A 15,570-nucleotide genomic window follows, 5' to 3' on the forward strand; every position below is an offset into this window, starting at 1 on the left:
GTCAGGGCTCCTGGCTATCGATGTCATGGCCGGTGCGGTCCCGTATCCAGAACAGCACCACGGTGGAAAGCGTGACGGTCGCCATCAGGTACCAGGCGGGCGCCATCGGGTTGCCGGTCACGTGCAGCAACCAGGTCACGAAGAACTGCGCGAACCCGCCAAAGACGGAGATACCAAGACCGTACACCACCGACATGCCCGTCGTGCGCACGGATTTCGGAAACAGTTCGGGCAGCATCGTGATCACGGGCGCGGTCTGTAGCGCGAGCAGCACCGCCAGCAGGGCAATCACCGTCATCAGCCGTCCGGTGCCGGGCGCGGACACGAGCCACTGGAAGCACGGCAGCAAGGCGCATACGGTGGCCGCGCGCGCCCAGAAAATCACCTTCTTGCGCCCCACGCGGTCGGCCAGCATGCCGACAAACGGCGCCAGCACAAAGCCGATGGCGCCCAGCACCACGCTGGCAAACAGCGTGGACGTCGCGGGCAGCCCCAGCTCCTTGCTGGCGTAGGCCGGCATGTAGAAGCCGATGATCTGCGCGCACACCATGCCGCCGATCACGAGCAGGATGCCCTTGACCACCTGCGCCTTGTGCTCGGCGAATACGCGGCGCAGCGGCTGGTGGCCGGCCGCCGCCGCGTGCCTGGCGCCGGCCCGCGGCGCGGGTTCCAGCGTTTCTTCCAGATTGCGGCGGATGTAGGCGCCCACCGGCACCGTCAGGATGCCGATCACGAACGGCACGCGCCATCCCCAGGCCTGCATCTGTTCCTTGCTGAGCGCGGCGGTCAGGAGCGCCACCGTCAGCGCGCCCAGCATCACGCCCAGCGACTGGCTGCCGAACTGCCAGCTGGAATAAAAGCCGCGCTGGCCGGGCGGCGCGTGCTCGACCAGCAAGGTGGTCGAGGCGCCCACTTCGCCGCCCGCCGCAAAGCCCTGTATCAAGCGCGCCAGCACCATCAGCACGGGTCCCGCCACGCCCATCTGGGCATAGGTCGGCGCCACGGCGATCAGCGCACAGCCCAGCCCCATCAGCCACAAGGTCAGGGTCATGGCAGCGCGGCGCCCGTGGCGGTCCGCGTAGGAACCGATCAGCATGCCGCCCACCGGCCGCATCAGGAAGCCGACGCCGAACGTGGCGGTCGTCAGCAACAGCTGGCCATAGCCGGAGGCGGACGGAAGAACAGCGGCCCGATGACCAGCATCAGGAACGTGAAGACGGTGAAGTCAAAGAATTCCAGCGCGTTGCCGATGGTGGTGCCGGCAATGACGCGCCGGCGCATCGATGGCGTGTACAACCCTGGGCCGCCGCGCGCGGCTGCGATGGCGATAGACATGTTTTCCCCTTGATGTCCGATCCGAAGGGCAGCCGGCCCGTGAACCCGGACGCTGCGCCTGCCCCGTCGCCACGAATATACGGATGGCGCACGATAAGGAAAAGACAGTATTTTTGTTCCAGTGAATACTTTTTCTTATATCCTGGCCCCGCCACGCAGCCGCCGACACCTGGACCGCCACGCCTCATGAACCTGCGCCAACTACGCGCCTTTGTGCTGATCGCCGAACACCGCAGCATCCGCGCCGCCGCCCGCGCGCTGTTTGTCACGCAACCCGCCGCCACGCGCAGCCTGCGCGAACTGGAGCAGAGCGTGGGCGCCGAGCTGGTGCGCCGCAGCGCCAAGGGCGTGGAGCTCACGTCCTATGGCGAAGCGCTGTACAAGCGCGCCATCCTGATCCTGCAGGAGGCCCGCAAGGCGCAGGAAGAGATCGGCCAGATGCGCGACGGCGAGGGCGGCACCCTGAACCTGGCCATCAGTTCCGCCGCGCTGACGGTGCTGCCCGCGGCGCTGGCGGCGTTCCGGCTGCGCATGCCCCGCGTCTCGGTGGCCTTCAATGAAGTCGCGCCGCCCTACAGCCACGAGCAGCTGGAATCCGGCCGCTACGACTTCCTGGTGCAGACGGAGTACGACGGCGACATCGACGACGGCTATGCGCGCGCCACGCTGCTCACCCTGCCGCTGGCGGTGGGCGCCCGCGCCGGCCATCCCTTGCGCGGCGCTCGCACGCTGGCCGAGCTGCACGATGCGCTCTGGCTGCTGCCCGGCAACATCCAGGCGCCGGCCAACCTGCTGCGCCTGGCGTTTGCGGCGCACAAGCTGCCGCCGCCGCCCGACGTCATTCCCTGCCAGTCCATCGCGGTGGCGCTGGCCATCATCGTGGACAGCGACGCGCTGGGCATCTTCGTGCGCAACCTGTTCGACCACCAGCTGCTGCCGCGGGGCCTGCGCATGGTGCCGCTGGCGCACGAGCTGCCGGCCGCCCGCGTCTCCATCCTGACCCGCGCCGACTCGCCGCCCACGCCGGCCGCCCAGTGCTTCATCGATTGCCTGCTGGAGGCGCAGGCGGCATCCTGAGCGCGGCGGGCGCGGGCCGGCCGATAGACCGGGTTATCATTGGGCGAAGGCCCCGCCGATGACATCGAGACCGGCCTTTTCGCCTTCTCCCCTGTCCTCATCCATGGCGTTTCCCCGACTTCCTTCTCCGCCCACCCTGACCGACACGGTCGCCAAGCGCCTGCTCGCCGAGATCGACGGGGGACGCGTGCTGCCCGGCGAAAAGCTGCCCACGGAAAGCGCGCTGGCCGAGCAGTTTGGCGTCAGCCGCACCGTCATCCGCGAAGCCGTGTCGCGGCTGCGCCAGGACGGCATCGTGGAAGCGCGGCAAGGCAGCGGCGTCTACGTCACCGGCCACACCGGCAACCGGGCGCTGCGGATCGACGCGACCGAGCTCTCCACGCTGGAAGCCGTGCTGCATATCGTCGATTTGCGCCGCGCGCTGGAAACCGAGATCGCGGCGCAGGCGGCCGCGGGACGCACGAAGCAGGATATGGCCGACATCGATGCGGCGCTGGGCGCGATTTCGCAGGCCGTGGACAACGGCGGCGACGGCGTGAAGGAAGACGTCGCCTTCCACCGCAGCATCGCGCGCGCCACCGGCAACCCGTATTTCCTGACCACACTGGCGTTCGTCAGCCAGTTCCTGGAAGCCGCCACGCGCGTCACGCGCGGCAACGAAGCCCGCCACGCAAACCTCATGCGCGACGTGCTGCAAGAGCACATTGCCATCGTCGAAGCCATTCGCCGCCGGGACGTGGACGGCGCCCGCGAAGCCGCCCGCATCCACATGGTGAATGCGGCTAAGCGGCTGAGCCAGGCGCACCGCTGAGCCGTCAGGCCTACAGAAACGCCTTGGTGAAGAAATCCCGCGCGCCGAAGTTGCCCGACTTCAGCGCGATGCTGATGTCGTCGCGCGCCACCGGGGTATAGCCGGCGCACCACGGCACGCCGGGGTCGATCTGCTCGCCGATGGCGATCTGCTCCAGCCCCAGCGCCTGCACCACGGCGCCCGAGGTCTCTCCCCCCGCCACGATCAATTGCCGGACGCCGCGCTCCACCAGCCCGACCGAGATGCGCGCAATGGCGGCTTCGATCATGGCGCCCGCGCGCTCTGCCCCCAGCGCGTGCTGCGCCTGCCTGACCGTGTCGGGCTGCGCGGTGGAGTAGATCAGCACGGGGCCGTCCTGCATGAGCGGCTCTGCCCAGGCCAGCGCCTGACCGACCACGTCCTCGCCCGCCGCCAGCTTCATGGGGTCCAGCGCCAGCGCCGGCCGACCGCTTTCGATGAAGGCGGCCACCTGTCCGTTCGTGGCCGTGGAGCAGCTGCCCGCCACCACTGCCTGCAGCCCCTGCGCGCGCGCCTGGCTGGCGGCGCCGGCGGGCGCCAGGCCCCAATTCGCGGGCAGGCCGATGGCCACGCCGGAACCGGCCGTCACCAGCGGCATGCCGCGCAAGACCGGGCCCAGGGCCAGCAAATCGTCATTGGAAACCGCATCCACGATGGCGATCTCGATGCCTTCCTCCATCAGTTCCTGGATGCGGCCGCGGATCGCGTCGGCGCCGCGCGCGACCACGCTGTAGTCGATGAGGCCGACCCGGCGCGAGGTCTGGGCGGACAGCACGCGCACCAGGTTGGGATCGGTCATCGGGGTCAGCGGATGATGCTGCATGCCGGACTCATTCAGCAGCACGTCGCCCGCGAACAGATAGCCCTTGAACACCGTGCGCTTGTTGTCGGGAAAGGCCGGCGTGGCAATGGTGAAGGACGAGTCCAGGCGCGCCATCAGCGCGTCCGTGACCGGACCGATATTGCCCTGCGGCGTGCTGTCGAACGTGGAGCAGTACTTGAAGTAGATCTGCTCGGCGCCCTGCGCCTGCAGCCATTGCAGCGCCGCCAGCGACTGCGCCACGGCCTCGTCCGCGGGCAAGGTGCGGGTCTTGAGCGCGACCACCACGGCATCCGCCTCGTCGCGCAGCGGCGCGCCGGGAATGCCGATGGCCTGCACGGTGCGCATGCCTGCGCGGACCAGGTTGTTGGCCAGATCGGTGGCGCCCGTGAAATCGTCGGCGATGCAGCCCAGTTTGATGCTCATTTGGCCTCCGGCAGGGAGATTCCAGGAAAGATCTTGATCACCGCGCTGTCGTCCTCGCGGCCATGGCCGGCCGTGGAGGCCTGCATGAACATCTGGTGCGCGGTGGATGCCAGCGGCAGCGGAAACTTCGTGTGCCTTGCCGTATCGAGCACCAGCCCCAGGTCCTTCACGAAGATGTCCACCGCGGACAGCGGCGTGTAGTCGCCGGCCAGCACGTGGGCCATGCGGTTCTCGAACATCCAGCTGTTGCCCGCGCTGTGTGTGATGACCTCGTACAAGGCATCGGCGTCCACACCCTCGCGCAGGCCCAGCGCCATGGCCTCGGCCGCGGCCGCGATATGCACGCCGGCCAGGAGCTGGTTGATGATCTTGACCTTGCTGCCAGCGCCTGCGCGGTCGCCCAGCCGATAGACCTTGCCCGCCATCGACTCCAGCACCGGCAGGCAGGCCTCGTAGGCCGCCGCCCGGCCGGCCGTCATCATGGTCATCTCGCCCGCGGCCGCCTTGGCCGCGCCGCCGGAGATGGGCGCGTCCAGGTACAGCACGCCCTGCCCGGCCAGCCGCGCTTCCTGCGCGATGGACCAGTTGGGATCCACGGTGGAGCACATCACGAATACGGAGCCCTGCCGCAGGTCGGCGGCGATGCCGCCTTCGCCATACAGCACCGACTCGGTCTGCTGCGCGTTGACGACCACACTGATCACGATGTCGCAGGCGGCCGCCATGTCGGACAAGGCGGCGCAGGCCACGCCGCCCTGGGCCGCGAACGCCGCGGCGGCGTCGGGGCGGATGTCGTACACATGCACCGCGTGCCCGGCGCGGCGCAGGCTTTGCGCGATGCCCGCGCCCATGGCGCCCAGGCCAATGACGCCAACGCGGCGTTGTGTTTCTGTAGGATTGCTCATGTCGTTCGTCGTCCGGCGGCGGGATGGGATGGGGAGGGAGCCGCGCCTCAGCGCGGCAGGTCGTCGGCGATGTAGGCGCGGATGATGTCGGCAAAGCTGCCGTCGCCCTTCAGGCCCAGCCGGGCGGCGCGCGCGGTGTCCCAACGGCCCGGCCAGCTGCCGACGATGCGCTCCACGCGCTCGTCCGCCTGCCAGCCGATGCGGTCGGCGACCTCGTCGCCCGCTACCTCGCGCAGGGCCTGCTCCATCTCGGCCACGGTGACCGACACGCCGGGCAGGTTGATGGGCGCGCGGTCCGCGACCGCGCCGGCGTCCAGTTCGCAGCCCGCGATCAGGGCCTGGATCGCGCCGCGCGGCGACAGCAGCCACAGGCGCGTATCGGCGCTGACCGGGCACACCGCCGGCTCGCCATTCAAGGGTTCCCGGATGATGCCGCTGGCAAACGAGGACGCCGCGGCATTCGGGCGGCCGGGCCGCACGCTGATGGTGGGCAGGCGCAGCACGCGCCCGTCGACAAAGCCGCGTCGCGTGTAATCGGCCAGCAGCAGCTCGGCGATCGCCTTCTGCGTGCCGTAGGACGACTGCGGATTGAGCGCGGTGTCGTCGCGCACGGTGCCGGGCAAGGCGCCGCCATACACCGCCACGGAACTGGTGAAGATCACGCGCGGCTTGTGGCCGAGCGCACGGCACGTCTCCAGCAGGGCGCGCGACGCGTCCAGGTTGATGCGCATGCCCAGGTCGAAGTCGGCCTCCGCCTGTCCGCTGACGATGGCCGCCAGATGGAAGATGGCCCGGGTGTCGGTATCGATGGCCTGGCGCAGCACCGCCGCGTCGGCGATGTCGCCCACCAGCGGCCGCACGCGCGGGTCTGTCAGGGCGTCCGGCTTGACGACGTCCAGCAGGTCGATTTGCGTGATGGCCTGGGGCTGGCCGCCATCGAGCGCCAACGTGCCCTGCTCGAGCAGTTTGCGCGCCAGCCTCTGGCCCAGGAATCCGGCGCCGCCGGTGATCAGTATTTTCATGATGGGATGCTCAACGATGGGAGAGATAGGGTTTGGCCCAGCCTAGGCCCTGGGACGTGCCGGCGCGGGGACGGTACTCGCAGCCGATCCAGCCCGAATAGCCCAGCGCGTCGACGCGCTCGAACAGGTAGGGATAGTTCAGTTCGCCCTGATCGGGCTCATGCCGGTCCGGCACGCCGGCCACCTGGATGTGGCCGATGCCCGCCATGTCGCGATCGAGCTTCACGGCGATGTCGCCTTCCACGATCTGGCAGTGATAGATATCGAATTGCACCTTCAGGTTGTCCGCGCCCACTTCGGCGCGGATGGCCTGGGCATCGTCCTGCCGGTTCAGGAAGAACCCGGGGATGTCGCGCGTGTTGATGGGCTCGATCACCACCGTCACGCCGGCCGTTGCCGCCGCGCGCGCCGCCAGCGCCAGGTTCTTCAGGTAGGCCTCGCGGTGCGCTGCGCGGTCCTGTTCCGGGCGGATCAGGCCGGCCATCACATGCAGGTGGCGGTTGCCCAGGACGGCGGCGTACTCCAGCGCCTGGTCCAGGCCGCGCTGGAATTCGTCTTCGCGGCCCGGCAGCGACGCGATCCCGCGTTCGCCCGCCGCCCAATCGCCGGGCGGCGCGTTGAACAGGGCCTGCGTCAAGCCGTGCGCGTCCAGCCGCGACTTGATTTCCGCGGCCGAGAACTCGTACGGAAAAAGAAACTCCACCCCCGCGAAGCCGTCGCCCGCCGCGGCGGCGAATCGCTCCAGGAAGGGATATTCCGTGTACATCATGCTGAGGTTTGCTGCCAGGCGCGGCATGTCGATTCCTTTTTGTCTTGATTGCGGCGAGCGGCGCGCTAGCGGTTCACCAGCTTGGCGGGCGTGAACCAGACGGCGATGGCGCCGATGACCAGCACGCCGGCCAGCACATACATGCCCGACGCCGTGGAACTGGTCAGGTCCTTCAGGTAGCCGATCATGTACGGGCTGGCAAAGCCCGCCAGGTTGCCCACGGAGTTGACGATGGCGATGCCGGCCGCCGCGGCCGTGCCGGATAGGAACGCCGTCGGCAGCGACCAGAACAGCGGCGCGCACGTCAGCACGCCCGCTGCCGCCATCGACAGGAAGACCAGCGACACCACGGTGTTGTCGGCGAACGAGGCCGCCGCCGTGAAGCCCACCGCGCCCGCCAGCGCCGGCACGATCAGGTGCCAGCGGCGTTCGCGGCGCTTGTCGGCCGAATGGCCCAGCAGGTTCATCACGACAATGGCGCACAGGAAGGGAATCGCGCTGAGCAGGCCGATATTGAAGGCCCCCGTGACGCCGGTGGACTTGATCAGGGTGGGCATCCAGAACGTCAGGCCGTACTGGCCGGCGACGAAGGCGAAGTAGATCAGGCACATCCACCACACGCGCTTGTCGGCAAACACGGCGCGCAGCGAGTGCTTCTGCGTGCCCGTCTGCTTCTGGTCCAGCTCGATCTCCCGCGCCAGCAGCTTCTTTTCGTCGTCGCTCAGCCACTTGGCGCTGGCGATGCCGTTGTCCAGGTACATGACGGTGACCACGCCAATCACCAGCGCGGGTATCGCCTCGATCAGGAACATCCACTGCCAGCCCTGCAGGCCGTGCGCGCCATGGAAGGCTTCCATGATCCAGCCGGACAGCGGATTGCCGAAGATGCCGGCCACCGGGATGGCGGACATGAACAGCGCAATGATCTTCGCGCGGCGGTGGGCCGGATACCAGTAGGTCAGGTACAGGATCACGCCGGGATAGAAGCCCGCTTCGGCCAGGCCCAGCAGGAAGCGCAGGATGTAGAAGCCCGTGGGGGTCTCGACGAACATGAACATGCCCGACAGGATGCCCCACGTGATCATGATGCGCGCGATCCAGATGCGCGCGCCCAAGCGGTGCATCAGCAGGTTACTGGGCACTTCGAACAGGAAGTAGCCGATGAAGAACACGCCCGCGCCCAAGCCGAACACGGTCTCGCTGAACCCCAGGTCCTGCGACATCTGCAGCTTGGCGAAGCCGACGTTGACGCGGTCCAGGTAGGCGATGACATAGCAAAGCATCAGGAACGGCACGAGCCGCCAGAACACCTTGGCATAGGCGCGAGCGGTCTCGCGGGATTCAGGCGGCGACGCGGCGGCGGCCGCGGCGCTTGACGCCAATTCCATCGGGGGCATGACTAGTCTCCATAAGGGATGCGCCGCCTTGGTCCGCGCTCGCGCGGCCGGCAGGCTTTGTGCGAAAAGCGGTTTAGTAGCGCGCCCCGAAGGTCGCGCGCAGTTCTTCGATGGCATCGGCGCCAAGCGGCGCCGGCCGGGGATGGCTCATCAGCCACAGGCGGGCGGTCTCTTCCAGCTCTTCCAGCGCATAGGACGCATGCGACACCGAGCGTTCCCACACCACCGGCCCCAGCCGTTCGAACAGCGCCCCGCGCACCTGGCCCGCCAGGGCGGCCACCTCGGCCGCGGCCTGGGGGTCGCCGGGGCGGCGATAGCGGATCAGCGGAATCCGCCCGACCTTCATCACCTGGTAGGGCGTGATCGGCGGCAAGACCTCGTCCGGCCTCCAGACGCCATCCAGCGTCAGCGCGACCAGATGCGTGGAGTGCGTATGCACGACGCCGCGCGATTCCGGGCTGGCGCGATAGATGCCCTGGTGCAGCGCGAGGGTCTTGGACGGCTTGCCGCCCGCGACCCAGTTGCCGGCCAGGTCGACCTTCGACAATCCGGCGGGATCGAGCCGGCCCAGGCAGGCGTCGGTGGGCGTGATCAGCCAGCCGTCCTCGAGCCGGGCGCTGATGTTTCCGGCGGCGCCCACGGTATAGCCGCGCTGGTAGAGGCTGGCGCCTATGGTGCAGATCTCTTCGCGGATGCGGGCTTCTTCAGTCATGGAACGCCCCCGGCGACCGGGGGCGGGCGGCGAAAAGCAATGGCGGCCGGACCTGCATGATGACGTGTCTCTTGAGTTTAAGTTATCGGGTCATCATACAAATTGTGGAATTGCGAAGGTATGGGGTAAACCCGGAATTCGCGTAAAAAAGAAAGGGGCTGAAGCGCCCCTCCAGTCTCAATTGACCGTGATGCCGGCGTCCTTGATCAGGGCCGCAAAGCGGGGCACGTCGCGCTCGATGAGCGCCTGGAACGCGGCCGCCCCCTGCTCTTTCCCGGCGGGCGCCTGGGCCGCCAGCTTGTCCAGCGACTCGCGCACGCCGGGGCTGTTGAGCGCGGCCGCCAGCGCCTGTTCCAGGCGCGCTATTACGGCGGGCGGCGTGCCGGCGGGCGCCCCGATGCCGTTCCAGACGCTCATGTTGAATTCCGGCACGCCCGCCTCGGCAAAGGTTGGCACGTCGGGAATCTGGGGCAGGCGCTGGGCGCTGGCCACCGCCAGGGCGGTGACGCGCTTGCCTTCGTGGATGGGAATCATCGTGACCGTCTGGTCGATCACCGCGTCCACCGTGCCCGCCATCAGGTCGGCGATGGCGGGGCCCGCGCCGCGATACGGAATCTGCATGCCTTGCGTATGCGTCACATGCATGAAATAGGCGGCCGCGATATGGCTGGTGGATCCGGAGCCCGCATTGCCGAAGTTCACGTCGGCGCCATGCTTCTTCATGCGCGCGACAAAGTCCGGCAAGGTGGCGATGCCGCTTTTCTTGCTGACCGACAGCACCATCGGCACGGTAGCCACCAGGCCGACGGCGCTCATGTCGCGGCGCGGGTCGAACTTGCTCTTGGGATACAGCGACGGCGCGATCGCCAGCGATCCCATGTTGCCGAAGGTGATGGTGTAGCCATCGGGCGCGGCGCGGGTCACGCGCTGATTGCCGATCATGGTTCCCCCGCCGCCCAGGTTTTCCACGACCACGGTCTGGCCCAGGTTCTCGCCCATGGCCTGCGCCACGATGCGGGCCAGCCCGTCGGTGGAGCCGCCCGCGGCATACGGCACCACCATGGAGATGGCGCGCGTGGGGTAGTCCTGCGCGTATGCGCTTGCGCCAAGCGCAAGCAGGCCGGCGCCCACGGACGCCAGGAATGTCTTGTTCATGTCTTGCTCCTCGCTGTTTACGCCGGCAACAGCCGGCCCTCCGCCTCGTGCGGGCGGTTTCTGGTGATGCAGGTTTAAAGGGCGGCGCGCGCCATGCGCGCCGTTTGAAGCGGCCTAGTCTTTCTTCGGCCCGAGTTCCACGCCGGCCAACTGCTCGGACAGGCGCGCGACGGCGGTGTGGTCCTGGCCCTTGCCGAGCGTCTTGCCCGCCGACGCCCACAATTCGCGGCACAGCGAAGAGAACGGCGTCGGCGTGCCGGTGTCGGTAGCGATGCCCAGCGCAATGCCCAGGTCCTTGACCATCAGGTCCAGGCCGAAGCCCGAGTTGAACTGCCGCGACAGCACGAACTGCTTGAACTTCTTCTGCGTGGAGTTGTTCATGCCGGTGGACGCATTGAGCACGTCCACGATCACGTTCGGATCCAGGCCGAACTGCTGGCCGATCAGCATCGCCTCGACGCCGATCAGAAAGCCGCCCGCGGACACCAGGTTGTTCAGCGCCTTCATGGCATGGGCGCTGCCCACGCCGCCGACGGGGGTGATCGACGTGCCCATCGCCGACAGCGCCGGGCGCACGCGTTCAAGCGTGGCGGCGGGGCCGCCGAACATGATGGACAGGTCGCCCGTGCGCGCGCGCGGCACGCCGCCGGACACCGGCGCGTCCACCATCTCGCCCCCCGCGGCCGCCACCGCCTGCGCCAGCCGCTGGGTGTGCGCCGGCACGCCGGAGCTCATGTCCACGACGACGCTGCCCGGACGCAGGCCCGCCAGCACGCCTTGTTCGCCGCTCAGCACCTGCTCCACGATGGCGCTGGTGGGCAGCATCGTGAAGACGATGTCGGCCTGCGCCGCCAGGTCTGCGCAGGTTGCCGCGGCCACACCGCCCACTTCCTGGGCAAACCGGGCGGCCTGGCCCGGCACGGCGTCGAACACCGTCACGGCATGGCCCGCCTGCACCAGCCGCGCCGCCATGGGCCAGCCCATGCTGCCCACGCCGATCAGGCCGACGCGTTCTTGCGTTGCGCTCATGCTTGCTGCTCCTTGAAGGCGCCCTCTTCTTCCAGCACCTGGTTGGCCACCTTGAATGCGTCCAGGCCGGCGGGAATGCCGCAATAGACCGTGGCTTGCAGCAGGATCTCCTTGATCTCTTCCACCGTCACGCCGTTGTTCAGCGCGCCCTTGACGTGCAGCTTGATCTCGGCGGGGCGGTTCAGCGCCGTCAGCATCGCCAGGTTCAGCATGCTGCGCGTCTTCTTTTCCAGGCCCGGGCGCCCCCAGGTATAGCCCCAGCACCATTCCGTGGTGATGTGCTGGAATGCCATCATGAAGTCGTTGGCGCGGGCCAGCGAGCCGTCCACGTACTCGGCGCCCAGCACTTCGCGGCGCAGGTCCAGGCCTTGGTCGAACAGGGCCTGGGTTTCGGATTTGATGTCTGCCATGAGTTCCTCGCGGGTGATGGCGGGCCTGCCAACTGCCGGCCGCCGGTTGTCGTTTGTCTGATTGTCAGCCAGGTTCTGTCCGATCGTCAATAGTCTGATTGTCAGACAATCTGTCAGAATAGTCCAAGACCTCCAGCGCATGCCGGCAGGCGCCCTGGTTTGCGGCCACAACCCGCCGCCGGGATATATTGCGTCTTTACGTTGAACCGGCGGTTCGCGGCGCTCCCATGCCAGAAGCCTGCGCTGCTGCGCGAGCCCGTCGCCCCGCCAAGCGAGAAACAGCCATGTCCAGCCCCACCGGCGCGATCTTCGAGAAGCCCGCCACCTTGCGCGCCCGCGTCGAGGAATACCTGCGCGCGTCCATCATGGAGGGCCGCATCAAGGGCGGCGAACGCCTGCGCGAGATCGAGCTGTGCGAGCAGCTCGGCATCAGCCGCAGCACCTTGCGCGAGGCGTTGCGCACGCTGGAGGCCGAACGCCTGATCTCCATCGAGCCGCATCGCGGCCCGACGGTGGTGCGCATCACCGAGAAGGCGGCGCGAGACCTGTATGCGCTGCGCGCCCTGCTGGAAGGATTTGCCGCGCATGAATTCGCCCGGCTGGCCGGCGACGCGGACATCGAACGCCTGCGCAAGGCCGTGGACGCCCTGCACCGCCAATCCAAGGGCGGCAACAAATCGGCCCTGCTGGCGGCCAAGCGCGACTTCTACGACGTGCTGCTGTCGGGCTGCGACAACGACCTGGTCAAGGACATGCTGCCCGGCCTGCTGTCGCGCATCAACCTGCTGCGCGCCACGTCGTTCGCGCGCCCCGAGCGTCTGCCGGAGAGCATGGCCGAGATCGACCTCATCTACGCGCGCATCCAGGCCCGGGATCCCGAAGGCGCCCAGGCGGCCGCGCAGAGCCATATCGTGAATGCGGAACGCACCGCGCTCGAAGTGCTGAGGCGCCAGCAGGAAGAAACCTCCGCCGGCGAAGGCGACCGCCCGGGCGCCTAGCGTCTCCAGGCGGCCGGGCGTAGCGGCACACCGCCCCCAGCAGCGAACACGGCAGCGCCACGAACGGGACTTTGGCCTTTTGACTGCGCGCGCCAAGGCGGGCGACGTGGCGGCCATGACCGCGCTGGGCCTCATTGCGAAAAACGGCGATCACGTCGAACAGAACTACAAGGCGGCTGCCGCCTGGTGTCAGCGATCGGCTAGGATGGAGGCGTTGTCCACCGGAAGGAGCCCTCCATGCCATCACTAAGACACTACGCCTGCGCGGTCGCCCTGGCCGCCGCCCTGCCCTTCGCGGCGCATGCGGAGTCGGTCGTCCTGCAGGCGGCGCAGGCCACCGCCGGCGCCGATCCGCACACCAATGCCCGAGTCGTGGATATCCAGCTCAAGCCCGAAAGCCGCAAGGCGCTGGCGGATTTCACCCGCGACCGCGTCGGCAAGCGCATTCAGCTGCGCTCGGGCGGCGTGCTGCTGTCGTCGGCCACGCTCATGAGCCCGTTGGAAGGCGACAGCTTGCGCATCACCGCGGGCGAGCACGGGTTCGCCGGAAAGACCGCCGACGAAATCGCCCAGGGCATCATGAAGGAAGGCGGGCTGACAGTGGACGACGAGAATACGGCGAAATAGCGGCGCGCCTGACCACTGCGCGATGCCGCCATTAATTCCATTCCAGACTTATTCTATGAAAATTACTCGTTTGTTGTGATCAAACGGGGCGTATAGCATCGATGGGCATAACCCTAGCTGGAGCTTCCATGACTACGCCCATTCCTTCCTTTTCCCATGCCCGCGTGACGCGCGACGAGCGCGGCGTCTACACCCTGCAGATCCACGACGCCAAGAGCCTGAACATCCTGGCCTCGGCGGTCACGCTCAGCCTGACCGAGGCGGCGCGCTGGATCGCGGACCAGAGCGATGCGCGCGCGGTCGTTATCCGCGGCTCGGGCGACAAGGCCTTCGTGGGCGGCGCCAACATCTATGAGATGGCCGAGCTCGATCCGCAAGGCGCGCGCGCCTTCATCACGCGGCTGCGCGACCTGTGCGACGCCGTGGCCGCGATTCCGGTTCCCACCATCGCCCGCATTCCCGGCTTCTGCCTGGGCGCGGGCATGGAGCTGGCGGCGGCCTGCGACATCCGGCTGGGATCGTCGGACGCGGTCTTCGGCATGCCCGAGGTGCGCGTGGGAATCCCGTCCGTGATCCATGCCGTGCTGTTGCCCGCGTTGATCGGCCCGGGCGCGACCAACTGGCTGCTCCTGACCGGAGAGACGATCAACGCCGCGCAGGCGCTGCAATGGGGCTTTCTTGAATTCGTCGGCAAGACGGACGAACTGGACGCGCTGGTGGAAAGCACGGTGGCCCCCATCGCCGCCAGCGGCCCCCGCGCCGTGCGCTCGCAGAAGGCCTTGCTGCGCTACTGGAGCGAATCGACCATCGAGGCCGGGCTGGACCGCAGCGTGGATGCCTTCGGCGACGCCTTCACGACCGACGAACCCCGCCGGTACATGGAACCCTTCCTCGCGCGCAAGCAGCACCGGGGGGCCAAGTAATGGCTGGTCCGCTGCAGGGGGTGCGCATCATCGACATGACCTCGGTGGCAATGGGCCCCTACGCCACCCAGATCCTGGCCGACATGGGCGCGGAGGTCGTCAAGGTGGAGTCGCCCGAAGGCGATGTGTTCCGCGCGTCGGCCCCGGCCGCGCATGCGGGCATGGGGCCCGCCTACCTCAATCTCAATCGGAACAAGTACAGCGTGACGCTGGACGCCAAGACGCCGGCCGACCGCGAAAGCCTGCTGCGCCTGATCGACGGCGCCGATGTCTTCGTCTCCAATGTGCGCCCGGCGGCCCTGGCGCGGTTGGGCCTGGACGCCGCCACGCTGTGCGCGCGCAACGCCCGCCTGATTCATTGCTCGGCCGTGGGCTTCGGCCAGGACGGCCCCTATGCGGCGCGGCCGGCTTTCGACGACATCATCCAGGCCATGAGCGGACTGGCGGACCTGCAGGGCCGCAACAGCGGAGCGCCCGCCTATGTGAACACCATTCTCGCCGACAAGGTGGCGGGCCTGACGCTGGCGTACGCCATCCCCATGGCGCTATACGAACGCGAGCGCTCGGGACAGGGGCAATCCATCGAAGTCCCCATGTTCGAGACGCTGGTCTCCTTCACCCTGGTCGAGCACTTGAGCGGCCACAGCTTCGTCCCGCCGCTGGGCCCCATGGGCTACAGCCGGGTGCTTTCGCCGCAGCGGCGTCCCTACCGCACGCGCGACGGCTACCTGGCCCTGCTGCCCTACACCGACGCGCAGTGGCAGCGCTTTTTCGCCCTGGCCGAACGTCCCGACCTGGCGGCGGATGCCCGCTATGCCGACGCCGCCTCGCGAGCCCGCCACTTCGATGCGCTCTATCAAGACCTGGCCGACATCGTCGCGCAGCAAGGCACCGGGCAATGGCTGGAGCTTCTGGCGGACGCGGACATTCCCCATTCCCGCGTGAACACGCCGGAAGCCTTGTTCGACGATCCCCATCTGAAGGCGACCGGCTTTTTCAAGCGCGTGGAGCATCCAAGCGAAGGCCCATTGACGGCTGCCGGCATTCCGGTGCGCTTTTCGCGCACGCCCGGTGAAATCGACCGCCAGGCGCCGCGCCAGGACGCCGATCGCGATATGCTCGGGCTTGGGCGCTGA

Annotated in this window: 15 protein-coding genes and 1 pseudogene; 6 read left to right on the forward strand and 10 right to left on the reverse strand. The window is 68.2% G+C overall.

Going from position 1 to position 15,570, the window contains the following annotated elements:
* Nucleotide 1 precedes the first annotated feature (1 nt).
* Nucleotides 2–1,335 (reverse strand): annotated as a pseudogene (locus ACFWP0_RS00080) (MFS transporter).
* A 186-nt stretch (nucleotides 1,336–1,521) separates the two neighbouring features.
* Here ACFWP0_RS00080 and ACFWP0_RS00085 point away from each other — a divergent pair.
* On the forward strand, nucleotides 1,522–2,412 hold the full coding sequence (locus ACFWP0_RS00085; protein WP_377838892.1) for a LysR substrate-binding domain-containing protein: 891 nt from the start codon (nucleotides 1,522–1,524) through the stop codon (nucleotides 2,410–2,412).
* Between the two features lie 103 nt (nucleotides 2,413–2,515).
* Nucleotides 2,516–3,223 carry a FadR/GntR family transcriptional regulator gene (locus ACFWP0_RS00090; protein WP_377839622.1) on the forward strand — a complete coding sequence of 236 codons (708 nt, stop codon included), beginning with the start codon at nucleotides 2,516–2,518 and terminating at the stop codon, nucleotides 3,221–3,223.
* Nucleotides 3,224–3,233: 10 nt separating this feature from the next.
* Here the strand turns inward: ACFWP0_RS00090 and otnK are convergent, their stop codons facing one another.
* The 9 genes from otnK to ACFWP0_RS00135 form a co-directional block, all read right to left on the reverse strand.
* Nucleotides 3,234–4,487 (reverse strand): 3-oxo-tetronate kinase, encoded by a 1,254-nt coding sequence (gene otnK, locus ACFWP0_RS00095; RefSeq protein WP_377838893.1) that lies wholly within the window; start codon nucleotides 4,485–4,487, stop codon nucleotides 3,234–3,236.
* The gene (gene ltnD / locus ACFWP0_RS00100) at nucleotides 4,484–5,392 is read right to left on the reverse strand and encodes an L-threonate dehydrogenase (RefSeq protein WP_377838895.1); all 909 of its coding nucleotides are present in this window, start codon (nucleotides 5,390–5,392) and stop codon (nucleotides 4,484–4,486) included. The genes otnK and ltnD overlap by 4 nt, the downstream gene beginning before the upstream one ends.
* Before the next feature lie 47 nt (nucleotides 5,393–5,439).
* Nucleotides 5,440–6,414 carry a D-erythronate dehydrogenase gene (denD, locus tag ACFWP0_RS00105; protein ID WP_377838896.1) on the reverse strand — a complete coding sequence of 325 codons (975 nt, stop codon included), beginning with the start codon at nucleotides 6,412–6,414 and terminating at the stop codon, nucleotides 5,440–5,442.
* 10 nt (nucleotides 6,415–6,424) lie between these two features.
* Nucleotides 6,425–7,210, reverse strand: a complete 786-nt coding sequence (gene otnI / locus ACFWP0_RS00110) for a 2-oxo-tetronate isomerase (RefSeq protein WP_377838898.1) — start codon at nucleotides 7,208–7,210, stop codon at nucleotides 6,425–6,427.
* Between the two features lie 38 nt (nucleotides 7,211–7,248).
* A complete protein-coding gene (locus tag ACFWP0_RS00115) occupies nucleotides 7,249–8,571 on the reverse strand; it encodes an MFS transporter (protein ID WP_377839624.1) in 1,323 nt (440 codons plus the stop codon).
* Between the two features lie 82 nt (nucleotides 8,572–8,653).
* The gene (locus ACFWP0_RS00120) at nucleotides 8,654–9,292 is read right to left on the reverse strand and encodes an aldolase (RefSeq protein ID WP_377838899.1); all 639 of its coding nucleotides are present in this window, start codon (nucleotides 9,290–9,292) and stop codon (nucleotides 8,654–8,656) included.
* Nucleotides 9,293–9,469: 177 nt separating this feature from the next.
* On the reverse strand, nucleotides 9,470–10,447 hold the full coding sequence (locus ACFWP0_RS00125) for a Bug family tripartite tricarboxylate transporter substrate binding protein (protein ID WP_377838900.1): 978 nt from the start codon (nucleotides 10,445–10,447) through the stop codon (nucleotides 9,470–9,472).
* Nucleotides 10,448–10,561: 114 nt separating this feature from the next.
* Nucleotides 10,562–11,476 (reverse strand): NAD(P)-dependent oxidoreductase, encoded by a 915-nt coding sequence (locus ACFWP0_RS00130; protein WP_377838902.1) that lies wholly within the window; start codon nucleotides 11,474–11,476, stop codon nucleotides 10,562–10,564.
* Nucleotides 11,473–11,886 carry a carboxymuconolactone decarboxylase family protein gene (locus tag ACFWP0_RS00135; RefSeq protein ID WP_377838903.1) on the reverse strand — a complete coding sequence of 138 codons (414 nt, stop codon included), beginning with the start codon at nucleotides 11,884–11,886 and terminating at the stop codon, nucleotides 11,473–11,475. The genes ACFWP0_RS00130 and ACFWP0_RS00135 overlap by 4 nt, the downstream gene beginning before the upstream one ends.
* 284 nt (nucleotides 11,887–12,170) lie before the next feature.
* Between ACFWP0_RS00135 and ACFWP0_RS00140 the strand changes: the two genes are divergently transcribed.
* The 4 genes from ACFWP0_RS00140 to ACFWP0_RS00155 all read left to right on the forward strand — a co-directional run bounded on the left by ACFWP0_RS00140 (nucleotide 12,171) and on the right by ACFWP0_RS00155 (nucleotide 15,570).
* Nucleotides 12,171–12,884, forward strand: a complete 714-nt coding sequence (locus ACFWP0_RS00140; RefSeq protein WP_377838904.1) for a GntR family transcriptional regulator — start codon at nucleotides 12,171–12,173, stop codon at nucleotides 12,882–12,884.
* 237 nt (nucleotides 12,885–13,121) lie between these two features.
* On the forward strand, nucleotides 13,122–13,511 hold the full coding sequence (locus ACFWP0_RS00145; protein ID WP_377838905.1) for a hypothetical protein: 390 nt from the start codon (nucleotides 13,122–13,124) through the stop codon (nucleotides 13,509–13,511).
* 128 nt (nucleotides 13,512–13,639) lie between these two features.
* Nucleotides 13,640–14,434, forward strand: coding sequence for an enoyl-CoA hydratase (locus tag ACFWP0_RS00150; RefSeq protein WP_377838906.1), 795 nt, complete (start codon nucleotides 13,640–13,642; stop codon nucleotides 14,432–14,434).
* Nucleotides 14,434–15,570: a CaiB/BaiF CoA transferase family protein gene (locus ACFWP0_RS00155; protein ID WP_377838908.1), complete on the forward strand. Its 1,137-nt coding sequence runs from the start codon at nucleotides 14,434–14,436 to the stop codon at nucleotides 15,568–15,570. Before ACFWP0_RS00150 ends, ACFWP0_RS00155 begins: the two co-directional genes overlap by 1 nt.

It is taken from the genome of Achromobacter sp. NPDC058515, assembly GCF_042721735.1.
Lineage (GTDB): Bacteria > Pseudomonadota > Gammaproteobacteria > Burkholderiales > Burkholderiaceae_B > Achromobacter.

Coding starts and splice junctions, on each gene's coding strand:
- ltnD (WP_377838895.1), bottom strand. CDS start 5,392: ATGAGCAATCCTACAGAAACACAACGCCGCGTTGGCGTCATTGGCCTG.
- otnK (WP_377838893.1), bottom strand. CDS start 4,487: ATGAGCATCAAACTGGGCTGCATCGCCGACGATTTCACGGGCGCCACC.
- otnI (WP_377838898.1), bottom strand. CDS start 7,210: ATGCCGCGCCTGGCAGCAAACCTCAGCATGATGTACACGGAATATCCC.
- ACFWP0_RS00120 (WP_377838899.1), bottom strand. CDS start 9,292: ATGACTGAAGAAGCCCGCATCCGCGAAGAGATCTGCACCATAGGCGCC.
- ACFWP0_RS00135 (WP_377838903.1), bottom strand. CDS start 11,886: ATGGCAGACATCAAATCCGAAACCCAGGCCCTGTTCGACCAAGGCCTG.
- ACFWP0_RS00145 (WP_377838905.1), top strand. CDS start 13,122: ATGCCATCACTAAGACACTACGCCTGCGCGGTCGCCCTGGCCGCCGCC.
- ACFWP0_RS00090 (WP_377839622.1), top strand. CDS start 2,516: ATGGCGTTTCCCCGACTTCCTTCTCCGCCCACCCTGACCGACACGGTC.
- ACFWP0_RS00150 (WP_377838906.1), top strand. CDS start 13,640: ATGACTACGCCCATTCCTTCCTTTTCCCATGCCCGCGTGACGCGCGAC.
- ACFWP0_RS00085 (WP_377838892.1), top strand. CDS start 1,522: ATGAACCTGCGCCAACTACGCGCCTTTGTGCTGATCGCCGAACACCGC.
- ACFWP0_RS00140 (WP_377838904.1), top strand. CDS start 12,171: ATGTCCAGCCCCACCGGCGCGATCTTCGAGAAGCCCGCCACCTTGCGC.
- ACFWP0_RS00130 (WP_377838902.1), bottom strand. CDS start 11,476: ATGAGCGCAACGCAAGAACGCGTCGGCCTGATCGGCGTGGGCAGCATG.
- denD (WP_377838896.1), bottom strand. CDS start 6,414: ATGAAAATACTGATCACCGGCGGCGCCGGATTCCTGGGCCAGAGGCTG.
- ACFWP0_RS00115 (WP_377839624.1), bottom strand. CDS start 8,571: ATGGAATTGGCGTCAAGCGCCGCGGCCGCCGCCGCGTCGCCGCCTGAA.
- ACFWP0_RS00125 (WP_377838900.1), bottom strand. CDS start 10,447: ATGAACAAGACATTCCTGGCGTCCGTGGGCGCCGGCCTGCTTGCGCTT.
- ACFWP0_RS00155 (WP_377838908.1), top strand. CDS start 14,434: ATGGCTGGTCCGCTGCAGGGGGTGCGCATCATCGACATGACCTCGGTG.